Source organism: Paraclostridium dentum (assembly GCF_012922555.1).
Taxonomy (GTDB): domain Bacteria; phylum Bacillota; class Clostridia; order Peptostreptococcales; family Peptostreptococcaceae; genus Paraclostridium; species Paraclostridium dentum.
The window spans coordinates 93,203-110,284 of record NZ_WIPK01000004.1 but is presented as its reverse complement, the minus strand read 5'-3'; the positions used below and the strand labels follow the sequence as shown (position 1 = coordinate 110,284).

Sequence of the window (17,082 nt, the reverse complement as noted above, 5' to 3'; positions counted from 1 at the left end):
GATATTAATGGAAAAATCATATATTATTTCTTACAATGGAGAAGAATATGAACTAAAAAATGAATTAGAAAAGTATAATATCAAAAAATATACGATTTTAAATAACAAGTTAGCTAATATATATGTAGATGAATCTTTTGATGGTAGGATTTTAAATAAACTTGAGTTTGTATATGATTGGATGTTATCTATTCCTGTAAGTTCCCTTATAGAAATTGGGGACGACAATTATGATAAAGGAGCAAGAGCAAGAGAAGTGTCTGAGGTAGACTATATAGATAGAAATCCATACATGGATGCATTTGGCGAGGGAACTATAATTGCTATTATTGACTCTGGAATAGATTATTTACATCCGGATTTTATTAATGAAGACGGAAGTAGCAAGATTATATCTATATGGGATCAAGAAAGTGACAAAGGCAATCCACCAGAAAATTTAAATTTTGGAAGCGAATTTACTAGGGAGGACATAAATAAATATATAAAAATTAACAGCTATGAGTTAACTAAGGACATAGTAGGTACAGGAACTATAGCTGCAGGAATATCTTCTGGAAATGGAAGGTTAAATTCACTATATAAAGGAATAGCACCAAAAAGTGAATTACTTATTGTAAAATTAAAACCTATTAAAGATATTTATAAAAAGGGTACTTTAGGTTATGAGCTTAGTGATTTTTTAGCAGGAATTAGTTATGTAGTAAATTTTACAAAGAAATATAATAAAAACTTTATATTAAACTTAACTGTTTCTGAGAGAAGTGAATCTATAATTTTAACCAATTTTTTAGATACGTTTAATGAACTTAAAAAAGATGGGAAAATAGTGGTTAGTGGAATGGGGAATCAAGGAAATACAGATATTCACTTTAGTGGAAAATTTACAAGCATGGAAGAAATAGAAGATGTTATTATACAAATAGGGAACCAGGAAAATTTAGATATTTCAGTAAGCTGTATCGGACCTGATAAAATTTCAGCAACTTTAATATCGCCATCTGGGGAGTATAGTTATCCAATTCAATACTCTCCAGATGAGAACATATATAATGGCACCTTTAATATTGAAAAGACTAAATATTCGTTCCGATATATATATCCATGGATAAAATCAGGTACAGAAGAAATTTTCATTAAACTAAAAAATGTAAAACCAGGAATGTGGACATTGAGGTTAGAACCAGAATTTATTATAACAGGTGAGTATGATGTTTATTTGCCGAATAAAAATTTAATAGATAAAGACACTAGATTTGTAAACTCAAATTATTTCTCAACCACTAATATTTTTGCAGCCACAGAAAATGTTATATCTGTAGGTGGATTTAACAATCAAATTGATAGTATGTGGCTAGGGTCATCAGTAGGAACATTAAATCAAGTACCGTTAAAACCTGATATAGTTGCCCCATGTATAAATATAATAGGACCTTATAAAGATAAAACGTATATAAATGCTAGTGGGACTGGTGTAAGCAGTTCTATTGTAACTGGGATTGTAGCTATATTAGTAGATTTTTTAGTATCTCAAAGCAATTTAAATCAGAGATTAATATTCACTGATATAATAAAGACATATTTAATGATAGGTGCTGATAGATTTATATATAAATATCCTAATATAAGAATGGGATATGGAGTTTTAAATTTGAGGAATACTATACAGCAAATATCTCAAAATTTAAGATAAAAGAAAGGATAGTATGAAGAACTAAAAACATAGTTTATATAAATTAAGAACAACATGAAAAAGGCTATGACTTAACAGTCATAGCCTTAGGTAAATACCTTAATATATATTTATTAAATTTTTAAAATTATATATTTTATATTATCCTATTAAAGATACAGCGTCTGCACAAACAAAGTAGAATTTTCTTTCAGCTTCATTAGCAAGTACTATTACATTATCTATGCTACCAAGTACTTCAGCACCTTGTAAGCTTAAAGCTCCTGCTGTTAATGTAGCAGTACCAGTTATATTTCCGCCTGCTAATTCTTTTAATATACCTTCATTACAACAACATTCTTCACACTTAGGGTTACAATCATCTTTTTTACATTCTTTACCAAGTAGACATTTAAATGCTTGTCTAACAGCTTGGAAGCGTGTAACTGGAGGAGTAGTTCCAGGAACGTTACCTGCAAGTGCTTGGAAAGCGATAGCTTTTAGATTACATAATGATGCTAAGTCTACATTAGGAATTGTAGTAATAAGGTCTAATATTAAAGTAAGAAGTCCTTCTAAAACATCAGCAGGTAAACCAGCTAAAACAGCAACTATAGCTTGAAGAAGAGCTATTAATGGAGCGAATGCTACAGGGTCAAGAGCTGTTAACTCAGCTATGATTGCATTTAGTAGAGCAACAGGATCATCTACAGGTAGTGGTATTGGATATAATGCTTGCCCACTTATATCTATAGTGTCACATTCGCAACCTGGTAACTTATTTAAAGATCCAGTAAGTGTCCCAAATAAATTATCTACGCTTAATGTTGGTAAAAGTCCTATTATTGATAATGGGCTTCCAACAACGTAGTAATCTGTAATAAACGCAAAAGCATTAAAGTCTACATTTTCTCTTATACCTTCACAACCTAATAATTCTAAAGCTTTTTTCATACTAGGCTTACAGCAGCATTCTATATGCTTTTTCTCTGGATAATGTTTATTTTGATTACAATAATTCATTTCTTTTTTAGGATATTCTTTTTTTTCACATTTGTTGCATTCACATTTTTCATATTCACAACAATTCATATATCTATTATTTTCGCTCAATGGATTGCACTCCTTTATATTGATTAATATATAGAGATTAAGTTTTTCTCTATAATATAATATATTTAAATGACCTTATAAATGTTACAAAAAAGTATAAAAAATAACTAATTCAGTTATATAAATTACAATCTAATTTATAAAATTAATTTAAAAATAAAGGTAACATAATTTAGTTTAATATATATAAATACTATATTTCTAAAGAGCAAATTTATATGTATAAATTTTTATATAAGGTAGAATGATAAGTTAGGCTAATAAATCATAATATGTTATTAAAAGTATATTTGTACTAAGTTATATAGCTCTTTTTAAACAAAAAACATAGACAGTATAGTAGAATAGGCATAATAAAAACTTATTTAAATACATATATAATTATATGAATTTATGAATATTCCAGTATAAGGGTGTGGTAAGGTGAAATGAAAAATACAAAGTATTATATTTTAAAAATATCAATAATAACTTTTACTATAATATTAGCTTTTTTTATGTGTAGTAAAATGTTTACAATAGATTCAATCAGAAATGAAAAAAATATAAAGTCTAGTATAGACTATAAAATAGTTGAAAAGATAGATAAAATGACATTAGATGAAAAGATAGGTCAAATGATATTAAGTGGATTTAATGGAACTTGTTTTAATAAAGAGTTAAGTATTTTAATAAATGATTTTAAAGTAGGAGGTATCATACTTTTTTCCAGAAATATAGAAGACTCAAAACAGTTAAAAAAGTTGACTTCGGATATTATAGGCATAAATCAAGATATTCCGTTGTTTATATCTATTGATGAAGAGGGAGGTAGAGTGAGTAGACTACCTAAAGATATAAAAAAATTTGAAAGCTCTAAATCTATAGGGGATAGGGGGGATGAAAAATATGCATATGAAAATGGAAGGGAAATAGGTGGAATTTTAAAAAATTACAATATAAATATGAACTTTGCTCCAGTGCTAGATATATATAGTAATCCTAAAAATACAGTTATAGGAGATAGAGCTTTTGGAGATAATGAAAAAGTTGTATCTAGTATGGGTATAGCAACTATGAAAGGACTAAGGGATGAAAATATAATACCTGTAGTAAAACATTTCCCAGGACATGGAGATACAGAGATAGATTCGCACTTAGGGTTGCCTATAGTTGAAAAAAATTTAAAACAATTAAATGAGTTGGAATTAATTCCTTTCAATAAGGCTATAGAAAATGGAGTAGGAGCGGTAATGGTTTCACATATACTAATAAAAGAAATTGATGATAAATACCCAGCTACATTGTCTTACACTCTAATAAATGATATTTTAAGAAATAATATGAAGTTTGAAAATATTGTAATAACAGATGATATGCTTATGAAAGCTATTACAGATTATATATCAATAGAAGAAGCTAGTGTAAAATCTATAAAGGCAGGTGCTGATATAATATTAATTGGAAGTGACATAAATAAAACTAAATCTGTTATAGAAAGAATAAAATTGGCTGTAGCAAATAATGAAATTTCTGAAGGAAGAATAGATAAAAGCGTATATAGGATTTTAAAACAAAAAGAAACATTATAAACTAATAAAAACAACCTCATTTAATTTTAAATGAGGTTGTTTTTATTAGTTTATAATGTTAATCTTATTTAATGTGTATATTGTTATATTCTCATCAGCGTTATCTACAATCATCACTCCATTTCCAACACAGTCGATTTTCCCATTAATATTTTCAGAAAAATGGAGATATTTATTTGATTTGCTTTTAGTTATATTATTAATTACATTAGAAATATTTTTATTTAGATAAACATCGTTTAACACATCACTCGTATGTCTATTGAGGTTAATAGATGTAATAACAGGAGAGGTTATTATACTATCTATGTGGGATATATCATCATAATCTATATTTTTTATACTACTTATAGTCTCATAATTTTCCTTAGAAACTACATACGTTTTTTCTGTTTCATTAGTTATATTTTTAATCGATTTCTTTGTAGTCGTTATAGCATCACTTAATGCAACCATATTTTCATTATTGCACTCTAATAAGTTTTCATTAAACTCAAAATCTAGAGAATTTAAAACTTTGCTAAACTCTTTGTTTAAATCTGACACGACACTTTTGAGCTGAGATTTAGGATCTATATTTCCAACTAAATTGTTGACATTTTCATTGACAACAGTAAATTTTTTTAAGCTAAGCTTAAATGGTTCAAATGATCCATCATCTAAAACGACACCTATATATCTTTCACCTGTTGGATCAAGCATAAGTGGTTTTCCATCTAATAACTTCTTATCTAAAAATTTATTAATTGGATCCAAATCTAGAACTTCTATAGTTTGAGTTTCTATGATTTGAGTTTCTGAATTAATATCAGACAAGATATTATCTACTTTAGATACAATTATGTTAGATATTGAATCTATTTTATTTTGTATTATTTTATCAATTGCTTTAGTAGGAGTTTGATTCACTAATACATTATGTTTTTTTACTTTTAAATCAGTTAGAACATCAATATTTTCTGTTGAAATAGGTTTTGAAACTTCTACTTCACTTGAATTATTAGTAAGAACTAATTTTTTTTCTGTATAAATATTTTTTAAAATATTTTTAGTAGTTTTTTTTATAGAGCTCACCACATCTAAACAATCTGCATCTAAATTTATATCTTTTATTAAACTTTCCCTATTTACTAATAAATTTGTATCCGAATTTAAAACTCCTTCATAAAAAATATCTGAATTTAAGCTACTTTTAGTATTCGAGCACCCCTTATAACTTAAAGTTTTTATATTGTCTATATTATCTAATATGTAATCTTGAACATTATAATCAGTATTAAACCTGTTAAAAGGTTTTATACCCATTGAGGTTGATGCTTCATTTAGTGGACAATGGTTTATATGGTTATAAGCTAGTATATTTTCAAAGTTTTTTAGTAGTAGATGCTTAAATTCTTTTAATATTATATCTTGTGTAAAAACTTTAAGTTTTACTATACTATCTAAGTTAATAGCTATATTGTTATAAACAATTACATCATCATTTATAGAAACTTTATCTTGCTTTGAGTTTGAGATATTAATTTTATTAATTAATCCATCCTCAGTTGTGATTTCAACAGGGATACAAATATAATTTTTTTCTCCCAAATAATAAGACAGAGTTTCTATTGTGTTAAAAATATCCATTATTGATCTAGCGGCAGAATTTTGGGCACACATATAAAAACCTCCCGTAAAATATAAGTATTCATATACTATCTTTATGTAAAAATATAGAGTTTTATTACAAAATCTAGTAAAGACCTATACAGGTCTTTACTAATTTTTGTTAAATCTATTTATCGCACCAATCTTCATAAAATTCATGTGAATAATGGTGACAATCACTATCACAGTCTAATCCGTGAAATGCTGTATATACAACAAGTTCATCTTTTACAGTTATATAGAACTTTTCTTTAATAGAAAGACAATCAAATATATTAGCAGTAAATGAACCGTTAGAATACGTAGACTTAGGGATTACACACTTAGGAACTATTTCAAGTTGGAAATCAGCTTTAACATGTATACAAGAGTCTACTTGAGGCAAGCAAACATTATTATATAATGTTATAGATCCATAAGTATTTAATGGTCCTGTATAAGGTGATACATCATGTTTTGCAACAAAAGGCACACAACCTATTTTTCCCAATAGTACATATTGATAATTAACAACACCAACATTAACAGATCCTTGAGCTAAATTAACTTTTCTTCCCTCGTCACAGCATAAAAAGCTTGGAGATATGTCTCCTGAATAGCTAGAATATAGCGGGTCAGTTTGAGTAGAGCAACTTAATTGAGACGTATTTGGAAGATCAATTCCAGAAGAATCTAATATTATTGGTAGTTCATCATTGATAAATCCTATGCAATCATATTTTACTAAAACTTTTTCTATGCATACTTTATCTCCATCATTATATGAATCTAAACATCCATCAATATGGAATGTAATATTAGATATTGCTCTTTCTTGCTTTTTGCTAATGCACTTAAAGTCATATATTCTTTCGCCTAATATAGGAACGCAAGTTGCCTTACGTATATCAGGACATTTAAATTCCAAAGGATCGCAACATTTCATACAATCATTTTGATGTGGCTTTGGCGGATGTGTGCAACAGCAGTCACTCTCAGGTTTTTCTGGATGGTGACATTCTGTACATACTTCATGATTAGTTTTATTTTCAGTCATGTTATATATTCTCTCCTATACATAATATATTTAAAGAGAAGATTTCTCTTTAATTAAATATATGAGATAACAATATAGTGTGTTCCTTTTTTACAAATAAAATTTGTCTAAATTATGAATAAAATAAAGGATTTGTAATACACATAAATAAGATTTAAATATATAGACCAATTAAATGAATTAAAAAAAGGGGGGATATTATGATTTTCAATGATACAAATATATTGATTAGAAAATCAGATGAAGACTTTATTGAATTTAATTTAGATTCTGGAATTAAATATAAAATTATTAAAAAAAATTTACAGGAAATACACAGTGAAGAATTTATAGATGGAAATTTTTCATTTGTAGATATGTATATAGATGTAGATAATGAGGATAATGTCTACGGAATTTTAAATGATAAGCTAGGTAAAATTTGTAGCTTAAGCGTAGAAGATAAAATTAAACTTAATACTATATTTAAGTATGACTATAAAAACTTTTATATAAAATTTCCATATATAAAAAAGATTTTAAAAGAAAAACATTTAATTTATTATTCAATAAATAAAGAGAATCCTCTTATGTGTACATTAATACACATGTATATGCATGAAGATAAAGTTATAAAAAATAATATTGATTATATTCCATATAATATAATGAGTAATTTTGAAGTTGTTTGGAAAGATAATACACCTACTGTATTTTACCTGAAGTCAATAAAAGGAAATGAGGAATTATTTATATCAACATACAATAATGAAAACTTCACATGGTCTAATCCATTAAAAGTGACTGAATCTAAAGAATCAAAAATATACTTGTCTGCATTAATTGATAAACATAATAATTATCATGTAGTTTTTGCAGAAAATAACAAAGGAAAGTATTATTGTAAATATATAAAATTAAGATTATTTAATGATAAATTTGATATATTGAGTTTACAAACTATAAAAACAAATACTATGTGCTTGTTTCCTCATTTGATAAATTATGAGGATATAATTAAAATTCAGTGGGGTGAATATAACTGTGTTTATGAATGTAAATCTATAGATTTAGGAAATACATGGAGTGACATAGAAATATATGAAAATGAGTCTAGTTTTATGTTTAGGAGATATATATATAAATCAAATCACGAAGAAGATAAATTATATAAATTTTCAACTATATTCACAGATTCAGAAAACGTTAAAAATGGAAATTATAGAATTCAATATAGCATATAAAAAATTAGAATAAAATTTGTATTAAATATTATAAAAAATGTAGAATGATGCAACTATATGTAAAAAACTAAATTTTCCAAAAACTTACAGAAATCTTTACGATTATGCAAAAACATAATATAGTATAAATTAAGAATGAAAACGTTAGTTGCTGAAGTAACTAAAAAATTACAGGGGTTCATTCACATGATCATGGACGTGATCATAACAGGGAACGTGGTCACAGCCATGAGTAAAAATTAGATATATTATGAAACAAAAGCCATGAAGGTTTTACTTAAGAATAAGGTATATTTTCAGTACCTTTATTTAAGTGACTTCATGGCGTTAATATTTTTTAGGGATAATTTACTAAGCATATGAAAAATGGGGGAAATTAAAATGATAAAAAGTAAAAGTTTAAAAAAGTTTATAGCATTAATGGCTATAGCAGGGTTAACACTTAGTGTTGTAGGTTGTTCATCAAACAACACTAAAGAATCTAAATCATCAGATACAAAAGTCGAATCAAGTAATTTTAAAACAGTAGAGTATGTTTATTCAGATGGAGCTAAAGATTATAATGTAAAAGTTGATGCACCAAAGCAAAAAGCAGTTACATTATCTCAATTTATGACAGAAATGTTATTAGCGCTTGATTTGGGAGATAGAATGGTTGGAACAGCTCTTTTAGACAACCCAATACTTCCACAATTTGAAGCTGCGTATAAAAAAATACCTGAACTTAAAGTAGGAGAAGGTCATTCTATATCAAAAGAATCTTTTGTAGCTACTGGAGCAGATTTTGTTAGTGGATGGGACTCGTCTATAAATGAGCAAACGACAGGATCTCCTCAAGAACTTATAGATAAAGGGGTAGCTCCTTTTATGGCATCAGCATATAAGCCAGATGCAACAATAAATAATGTGTATGATGATTTTAGCTTACTTGGAAAAATATTTGGAGTAGAAGATAAAGCTACTGAAGTTGTAAATAAAATGAAAAGTGATATAAAAGTTGTAGAGGATAAAGTTGGAAATGTAAAAGAAGAAGATAGAGTTAAAATGATGGTTTATGACTCTGGAGAAAAAGATGCAATGGTAGTTGGGTCAGGTCTTGCAAATAACTTAATAGAAATAGCTGGAGGAAACAATGTATTTGGAAAGGATGCTAAAAAACCTTATATAAATGTTTCTTGGGAAAGCATAGTACAAAAAAACCCAGAGGTAATATTAGTAACAGATTTCTTAGCTGGACAACCTGTACAAGAAAAAATTGATTATTTAAAATCAAATCCAGCACTTAAAGATGTACCTGCTATAAAAAATAATAAAATATATGTAGTTAAGTTAGCTGATTTGTCACCAGGTGTTAGAAACCCAAGGGTAATAGAAGAAATGCATGGATACTTCTATGGAGATAAAAAATAATGCAAGTTTCGGTTGAAAACAAAAGAAGCCTTTCTAAAAAGAAAGGTTTCTTATTTTGGGTTATAGCTTTAACTATAATATTAGCAGGTACAATAGTTGGAGCAATAGCAGTTGGAAGTACTTATATAGAACCTGGTGAAGTATATAAAGTATTACTTAATAGATTGACAAATGGAACATTATTTAGCGGTGTAGGTGAAGTTATGACTCAAAATATAATATGGGAAATAAGATTTCCTAGAGTGATTTTAGGTGCAATATGTGGAGCAGGGCTTGCAATATGTGGAGTTTTAATGCAGTGTGTAACAAAAAATCCAATAGCAGAGCCTTATATACTTGGAATATCTTCAGGAGCTTCTTGTGGAGCGGTTTTTGTTATAGTTTTAGGTGGAGTATCAAGTGTAGGAATAAATAGTATAACTAGTGGGGCGTTTATAGGGTCATTATTATCTGGAGTACTAGTTTTTGCAATAGGAACTCAAATGGGTAAAACTACGTCAACTACGAGGCTTGTACTTACAGGTATGGCTATTTCTACTATATTTTCAGCATTAACAAACTTACTTATATATTCAGCTAAAAACTCAAATCAGGCTAAAAATGCATTGTTTTGGACTGTAGGTAGTTTAGGTGGAGCTAAATGGGATGTATTATTAATTCCATTTTTAGTATTATTGGTTGTTATGATTGTAGCATTTACAATGTCAAAATCTTTAGATATCCTTCTTTTAGGAGATGATAGTGCGATAATACTTGGAATAAATGTAAAATTAATAAAATCAGTAATATTAATACTGGCAACACTTTTAACATCTACGCTGGTTGCAATAACTGGGGCTATAGGATTTATAGGATTAGTAGTTCCTCATATATGTAGAACTATAGCTGGAAGTGATCATAAAAAACTTATAGTTTTATCTGCACTTATAGGATCTATATTTTTAATTGCATCGGACGTTTTAGCTAGAGGTCTTTTCCCTCCAGTAGAAATACCAATAGGTATAATAACATCCTTAATAGGTGGACCATTCTTCTTATATTTGATTTCTAAGAAAAATTATACATTTGGAGGAAGAGACTAATGTTTAAATTACAAGTTAAAAATTTGGAATTTAGTATAGATAAAAAAGAAATTTTAAAAGATATATCATTTGAAATACCTAAAGGATCGTTTGTTGGAATTATTGGACCAAATGGATCAGGAAAATCTACTATACTAAAAAACATATATAGACTGTATAAGCCAGATAGTGGGCAGATACTACTTGATAATAAAAATTTACTTAATATGAAAGATAAAGACTGTGCAAAAGAAATAGCAGTTTTAGCTCAAGAAAGTAACTCTCAATTCGATTTCACTGTAGAGCAAATTGTAAAAATGGGAAGGTACCCATACAAATCTGTATTTGAAGATTATTCAAAGAAAGATTTAGATATGGTTACTGATATGTTAAAACGAGTAGGGCTTGAAGATTATGTTGGAAGAAGTTTTTCAAAGCTTTCTGGAGGAGAGAAACAAAGAACTTTAATCGCAAGAGCATTAGTTCAAGATACTGAATTTTTGATTTTAGATGAGCCTACAAATCATTTGGATATAGGCTATCAAATACAGTTAATGGATTTAGTAAAAAGCTTAAATATAACTACTTTATCGGCTATACATGATATGAATATGGCTTCTATGTATTGTGATTATCTAATTGTTATGAAAGATGGAAAAATAAAAAACTGTGGAAGCGTTAAAGAAGTTATAACTGAGGAAATGTTAAAAGAAATTTTTGGGGTAAATGCATATGTAGGTGTAAATCCTATGAATAATAAATTGCAGGTATCATTTATGCATAGTCACTCACACATAAACGGAATTGGACATGATCATATACATGAAGATGGATTTACAGGGGAACATGAACACTTCCATAAGCATGCAGCATATCAAGGATAAAATAAACTCTAATTTAGAGTTTATTTTTTTATTTGTATACACAACTTAATCAATGGGATGCACTATATGGATTATGTTATATATATAACACAAAATTTTCCATAAAAATGGTTGCAAAAAGATGGTTAATAGTATATAGTATAACATATAAGGAATAAAAAATATCAATAGTATATACTATATATTGGTGGAGGTAGTGTTAATGTGTACTTTAATAGCATATGGGAGTAATAATGGAATAACTAAAAACTTAGCAATGTCTTTATCAGAAAAATTAGACTCAGAAGTAGATGTAAGAAATACAAAATATAATTCATCTTTTTACCTAGATAAATATGAGAATGTGTTAATAGGAATAAACCTAGAAGATGGAGAAATTTCAACTGAAATTCAAAGATTTATAGAAAATAACATAGAAGAGTTTAAATTTAAGAAATTAGGATTTTTCACAGTAAATAAAGATGAAAAACAAATAAATTATATCGATAATAATCTACCAAAAGAATTTACAGGACTTATAAACTTTGAAGAACATTTTAAAAAAGAAGATGAAGAAAAAATTTATAATTTTGTAGATGTTTTAAATAATAATTTAGCATTAGCTTATAATTAATGAAATAGCCCATTGTAATATTAACAAAATATATATTTAACAAAATCACTAGTTATATAGAAAACATATATCTAGTGATTTTTATTTTTTTTAAAGGGTAATATATATTATAATAAAATTGAGTTAAATTATATTTTTAAGGAGAAAATAAATGGGAAGATTACTTGAACTAAATATGGAGTCAGATGCCTTAGAGCTTGCAAGAAATTTTTGTAGGGATAATGATTTAATGCTTTTAAGCAATAACATAGAAGACGATAGCTTAATTGTAATGGATAGAAGCTGCAATACAAAAAGAATATATATAAAGAATGATGAGTGGTCATTAACAAAATAAAAAATAGGAGTGTATACTCCTATTTTTTATTTTGTTATTAAATCTATAAATTCACTTGCTATAGATGAAATTGGAAAATCAATAAGTTTAATCCAACCAAGTGTAATTTCTGGTAAGATATCAATATTGACATAACGACCTTTGTGAGAGCTATCAAAATACAATTTTGTATAACTATTTTCTAATTTTAGTATTATAGTTGCAGCATTTACAGATTCCATTGTATAAATTAAGGCTCCATAGTCAGATACAAGTATATTATTTTTAAAAGATAATTTATTTTTATAAAAATCATTTGAATACAAAGCATTATAGTCATCATGATTACATGTAACTAATGGATATTCAAATAAATCTTCAATTACTAATTTTTCTTTATTAAATAGAGGGTGACTATCTAATATATAACCATGTAATTTACCAGAAGTTATAGGATTAAATTCAATATTTTTAGATTTAAAAAGTTTATTCCATAAATCCATATGTTCGTTTGATATAGATATTATCCCAATATCTGCTTGTTTTCTTACAACATCATCTAAAACTTCAAAGTAGTGAGAATGTTTAATTTTAAAATTAGTAATATTGCTATTATAATTTGAATGAAGAGCTAAAAAATTATCCATTATGTAAGAAAATGATTGAGTAGATAAAGAAAAATTAATAGGAGTTAATGAATTAGAATTTGATCCTATTGCATTGATATTTTCTACGTCTCTACAAATTGACTCAGCGTATTCTAAAAATTGAGTACCCTTAGTTGTAACAGAAACACCTCTAGGAAGTCTTTGAAAAATTTTAAATCCAATATCATCCTCTAAATTCTTTATAGATGAACTTAAATTAGGCTGAGTTAGAAGTAAATTTTTAGCTGCTTTAGATATAGATCCACATCTTGCAATTTCAAGAGCATATACAATTTGTTCAAGTTTCATATTAATCCTCCAATCATAAGTATAAATATTATTTATATATAGGTATAAATATTTTAGATTTTTTCAAAATAATAATTAGTAGTAATATTAAATTATACATTAAGTGAAGAATACATCAAATTTATTTGAAAATATTTATTGATATTGGAGGTAATTAAAATGTTAAGATATAAAGAAGATATAAGTGAATACATAATTAAATGTAGAAGAGATTTACACCAAATACCGGAGATTGGGTTGAATTTACCAAAGACATTAGATTACGTAAAAAATGAATTGGAAAATATGGGAATAAAGTATAAGGAGTTTAAAGATTGTACTGGAATTTCAGCATTGATAGGTAAAAAAACAAATGGCAAGGTAATAGCATTAAGAGCTGATATGGATGCGCTTCCGATACATGAGGAAACAAAAGTAGATTTTAAGTCAACAAATGGAAATATGCATGCATGCGGGCATGATGCACATACTGCAATGCTTTTAGGTGCAGCAAAAATATTAAAAGAAAATGAAGATAAATTAAATGGGCAAGTTAAACTTATTTTTCAACCTGGAGAAGAATATGGGGGAGGTGCGAAAGTAATGATGGATGAAGGTGTTTTAGAAAATCCAAAAGTAGATGCTATTATAGCTCAACATGTTATGAGCATACCATATTTTAAACCTGGCCAGATTGTAACAAAAAAAGGAGGTATGATGGCGTCATCAGACAGATTTAAAATAAAGATTATTGGAAAAGGCGCACATGCATCTACTCCAGAATTTTCAAAAGACCCAATATTTATGACAAATCAGATTATAAACATGATACAAGGAATATTAACAAGAGAAAATGATGTTCAAAATCCTATTGTAATAAGTATATCTAATATAAAAAGCGAACAACCAGCAACTCCAGTATATAATATAATACCTAATTATGTGGAGATATTAGGAACGGTAAGATGTTTAGAAAATGAGTCTAGAGATTTTGTGAACAAAAGATTAGAAGAAATTGTATCTGGGGTAACAAAGACTATGGGTGGAAGTTATGAGTATGAATATGAATATGGATATCCAGCACTTAATAATAATAGTGATATGGTAGATGAATTATTAAGTGTTTGCAAAAATATATGGGGGGAAAACTCAATGATACTTTTACCTAAAGGAGCTATGGGTAGCGAGGATGCATCTTATTACTTCGAAAAAATACCTGGAGTATACTATGGATTAAACACAATAATAGAGGGAGAGGAAGTTTACCCTCTTCACAATCCCAAAGTAAAACTTAATGAAGAAGTATTTGAAAAGGGATGCAAGCTTTTAGTAGAAGGAGCAATAAATTTTTTAAATAATTAGTAACATAATTAGTCTAACTTGAATATAAATTAATATTGACAGTAAGATATTTAATTGATAGAATTAAAATTAATTTTAACATGTTAAATAGAGTTATCAGGCACGTATTATTATGTGCTGGGTTTCTTAGGAAGCAGTGGATATTATAAATCCATGGGATAGTTTAAAAACTTTTCCATGGATTTTTTTGCGCTTTAGGAATTAACAAACCGAAAAATTGTAGATTAAACAGGTATAGGAATTTTTAAGTTTTGTTTTAAGCGCAAAAAAGTTTTTGAGCAACGGACAATGTCGTTGGCGACATGAGCAAAGCGAATTTTTGTTTATAAAATTAAGGAGGTTAGTTATGTTATCTGATAATTATAAAAAAGTAAAACAAGTTTTATGGATAATATTATTTGCAAACATAGGTGTTGCAATATTAAAAATAGCAATTGGTAGTATTATAAAAAGTGCAAGTATGACTGCTGATGGATTTCACTCAATATCTGATGGAACATCAAATATTGTAGGGTTAATAGGAGTATCCATTGCATCTAAGCCAAAAGATAAAGAACACCCATATGGACACAAGAAATTTGAAGTTATATCAGGTCTTTTTATAGGGGCAATGCTTTTATTTATAGGTGGTAAAATTATTTTTGAAGGTATTTTAAAATTTCAAAATCCAGTTGAACCAACAATAACAATTGGAAGTTTGCTTGTATTAATATTAACTCTTATAATAAATGTATTTGTATGTACTTATGAATATAGAATAGGTAAAAAACTAAATAGTTATATACTAATATCAGACTCACTTCATACTAAAAGCGATATATTTGTTTCTATTGGAGTTTTATTAACTTTAGTTGGGGTTAGATTAGGGTTACCAGCTATAATTGACCCTATTGCATCCTTAGTTGTTGCAGGGTTTATACTTCATGCTTCATATGAAATTTTTAAATCTACTATAGATGTTTTAGTTGATAAAGCAATAGTTGATGAAGAGGCTATAAAAGACATACTTAAAAGCTTTAATGAAATAAAAGATGTTCATAACATTAGAAGTAGAGGTAGTGAAAGTGATGTGCATATAGATATGCATATAATGGTTGAACCTAATATAACTGTTGAAAAATCTCATAAATTAAACCATGATATTGAAGCTTCTATAAGAAAGAATATAAATAAAAGCGCTCAAGTCATAATTCATATAGAACCATTTTATAAGAAGAAAACCACTGATATATAAAACTTGACTATGGGTGGTACTTTAAGATATAATCCATAAATCATATACTGTTTATATAAGTAATGACGTAAAAGATAATAATTAGGAGTGAGATAGATGAAAATAGCAGTTATAATGGGTGGTATATCTTCTGAAAGAGAAGTATCACTAAGATCAGGCGAAGAGGTTTTTAACAATATAGATAGAGATAAACATGAAGCAGTAAAGATTGTATTAAATGATAAAAAAGATATATTTACTAAGGTAACAGATGATATAGATTTTGCATTTTTAGCTCTTCATGGTAAATTTGGAGAAGATGGATGTGTCCAATCTATTTTAGAAGCTATGGATATTCCATACTCAGGATGTAATCCATTAACTAGTGCTTTATGCATGGATAAAAATATGACTAAAAAAATATTAAGAGATTCTAATTTACCAACAGCTCCATGGACAGTAGTTAGAAAAATAGAAGATATAGATTACGAAGAAATAGAAAAAATAGGATATCCAGTATTTATAAAACCAAATAGTGGAGGATCAAGTGTAGCAACATTTTTAATAAAGTCTAAAGAAGAAGTATTGAACGCAGTACAAAAAGGACTAGAAGTTGATGACTGTGTAATGATAGAAAAATATATAAAAGGTGGAGAGTATACATCATTTATATTAAATGGAGAAGTATTCCCTACTATATCAATAACAGCAAATTCAGAGTTTTTCGATTTTGAATCAAAATATAGTTCAAACGGAGCTACAGAAGAAGTGGTTTATTTAGAAAAAGAATTACAAGAAAAAGTAAATGAAATATCTAAAGGATGTTGGGAAGCTTTTAACTGCAAAGCTTATGTTAGAGTAGATGTAATAATAAGTGATGGAGTACCTTATGTATTAGAATTAAACACATTACCAGGAATGACACAAACTAGCTTAATTCCAAGAAGCGCAAAGGCTAACGGTATAGGATTTAGTGAGTTAATAAATAAAATAATAGAATATTCTTTAAACTAATATAAAAAA

At 27.5% G+C, this 17,082-nt stretch carries 15 protein-coding genes; 11 read left to right on the top strand and 4 right to left on the bottom strand.

The genetic code is table 11. The annotated features are described in order from the left end of the window. Nucleotides 1-7: 7 nt before the first annotated feature. Nucleotides 8-1,693 (top strand): bile acid germinant receptor pseudoprotease CspC, encoded by a 1,686-nt coding sequence (cspC, locus tag GFJ41_RS09180; protein WP_053831480.1) that lies wholly within the window; start codon nucleotides 8-10, stop codon nucleotides 1,691-1,693. A 141-nt stretch (nucleotides 1,694-1,834) separates the two neighbouring features. Here cspC and GFJ41_RS09175 read toward each other — a convergent pair whose 3' ends face one another. After that, entirely contained in the window at nucleotides 1,835-2,785 is a 951-nt protein-coding gene (locus GFJ41_RS09175; protein WP_170075171.1) for a CotA family spore coat protein, read from the bottom strand. Between the two features lie 428 nt (nucleotides 2,786-3,213). Here GFJ41_RS09175 and nagZ point away from each other — a divergent pair, with 428 nt between their 5' ends. Next, nucleotides 3,214-4,356 carry a beta-N-acetylhexosaminidase gene (gene nagZ / locus GFJ41_RS09170; RefSeq protein WP_170075170.1) on the top strand — a complete coding sequence of 381 codons (1,143 nt, stop codon included), beginning with the start codon at nucleotides 3,214-3,216 and terminating at the stop codon, nucleotides 4,354-4,356. A 45-nt stretch (nucleotides 4,357-4,401) separates the two neighbouring features. On the opposite strand, the gene GFJ41_RS09165 is transcribed toward nagZ, so the two are convergent. Next, the gene (locus GFJ41_RS09165; RefSeq protein WP_170075169.1) at nucleotides 4,402-6,018 is read right to left on the bottom strand and encodes a hypothetical protein; all 1,617 of its coding nucleotides are present in this window, start codon (nucleotides 6,016-6,018) and stop codon (nucleotides 4,402-4,404) included. 115 nt (nucleotides 6,019-6,133) lie between these two features. Further along, the gene (locus GFJ41_RS09160; RefSeq protein ID WP_053831477.1) at nucleotides 6,134-7,042 is read right to left on the bottom strand and encodes a hypothetical protein; all 909 of its coding nucleotides are present in this window, start codon (nucleotides 7,040-7,042) and stop codon (nucleotides 6,134-6,136) included. A gap of 200 nt (nucleotides 7,043-7,242) precedes the next feature. Here GFJ41_RS09160 and GFJ41_RS09155 point away from each other — a divergent pair, with 200 nt between their 5' ends. The 6 genes from GFJ41_RS09155 (at nucleotide 7,243) to GFJ41_RS09130 (ending at nucleotide 12,570) form a co-directional block, all read left to right on the top strand. Beyond that, nucleotides 7,243-8,265 carry a hypothetical protein gene (locus GFJ41_RS09155; RefSeq protein WP_170075168.1) on the top strand — a complete coding sequence of 341 codons (1,023 nt, stop codon included), beginning with the start codon at nucleotides 7,243-7,245 and terminating at the stop codon, nucleotides 8,263-8,265. Nucleotides 8,266-8,646: 381 nt separating this feature from the next. Continuing rightward, complete coding sequence (locus GFJ41_RS09150) at nucleotides 8,647-9,675, top strand: ABC transporter substrate-binding protein (RefSeq protein WP_170075167.1); 1,029 nt, start codon at nucleotides 8,647-8,649, stop codon at nucleotides 9,673-9,675. Continuing rightward, complete coding sequence (locus GFJ41_RS09145) at nucleotides 9,675-10,757, top strand: FecCD family ABC transporter permease (protein WP_170075166.1); 1,083 nt, start codon at nucleotides 9,675-9,677, stop codon at nucleotides 10,755-10,757. Before GFJ41_RS09150 ends, GFJ41_RS09145 begins: the two co-directional genes overlap by 1 nt. Then, entirely contained in the window at nucleotides 10,757-11,620 is an 864-nt protein-coding gene (locus tag GFJ41_RS09140) for an ABC transporter ATP-binding protein (RefSeq protein ID WP_142730000.1), read from the top strand. Before GFJ41_RS09145 ends, GFJ41_RS09140 begins: the two co-directional genes overlap by 1 nt. Nucleotides 11,621-11,822: 202 nt before the next feature. Continuing rightward, nucleotides 11,823-12,233: a flavodoxin domain-containing protein gene (locus GFJ41_RS09135; protein WP_021430513.1), complete on the top strand. Its 411-nt coding sequence runs from the start codon at nucleotides 11,823-11,825 to the stop codon at nucleotides 12,231-12,233. 151 nt (nucleotides 12,234-12,384) lie between these two features. Then, nucleotides 12,385-12,570 (top strand): hypothetical protein, encoded by a 186-nt coding sequence (locus GFJ41_RS09130; RefSeq protein WP_021433474.1) that lies wholly within the window; start codon nucleotides 12,385-12,387, stop codon nucleotides 12,568-12,570. 26 nt (nucleotides 12,571-12,596) lie between these two features. On the opposite strand, the gene GFJ41_RS09125 is transcribed toward GFJ41_RS09130, so the two are convergent. Beyond that, nucleotides 12,597-13,505: a LysR family transcriptional regulator gene (locus GFJ41_RS09125; protein WP_170075165.1), complete on the bottom strand. Its 909-nt coding sequence runs from the start codon at nucleotides 13,503-13,505 to the stop codon at nucleotides 12,597-12,599. A 159-nt stretch (nucleotides 13,506-13,664) separates the two neighbouring features. On the opposite strand from GFJ41_RS09125, the gene GFJ41_RS09120 reads away from it, so the two are divergent. The 3 genes from GFJ41_RS09120 to GFJ41_RS09110 all read left to right on the top strand — a co-directional run bounded on the left by GFJ41_RS09120 (nucleotide 13,665) and on the right by GFJ41_RS09110 (nucleotide 17,073). Continuing rightward, complete coding sequence (locus GFJ41_RS09120; RefSeq protein ID WP_170075164.1) at nucleotides 13,665-14,846, top strand: M20 metallopeptidase family protein; 1,182 nt, start codon at nucleotides 13,665-13,667, stop codon at nucleotides 14,844-14,846. 346 nt (nucleotides 14,847-15,192) lie between these two features. Beyond that, complete coding sequence (locus GFJ41_RS09115) at nucleotides 15,193-16,080, top strand: cation diffusion facilitator family transporter (protein WP_035117541.1); 888 nt, start codon at nucleotides 15,193-15,195, stop codon at nucleotides 16,078-16,080. A gap of 96 nt (nucleotides 16,081-16,176) precedes the next feature. Beyond that, complete coding sequence (locus tag GFJ41_RS09110) at nucleotides 16,177-17,073, top strand: D-alanine--D-alanine ligase (protein ID WP_025162555.1); 897 nt, start codon at nucleotides 16,177-16,179, stop codon at nucleotides 17,071-17,073. The last annotated feature ends 9 nt before the right edge of the window (nucleotides 17,074-17,082 follow it).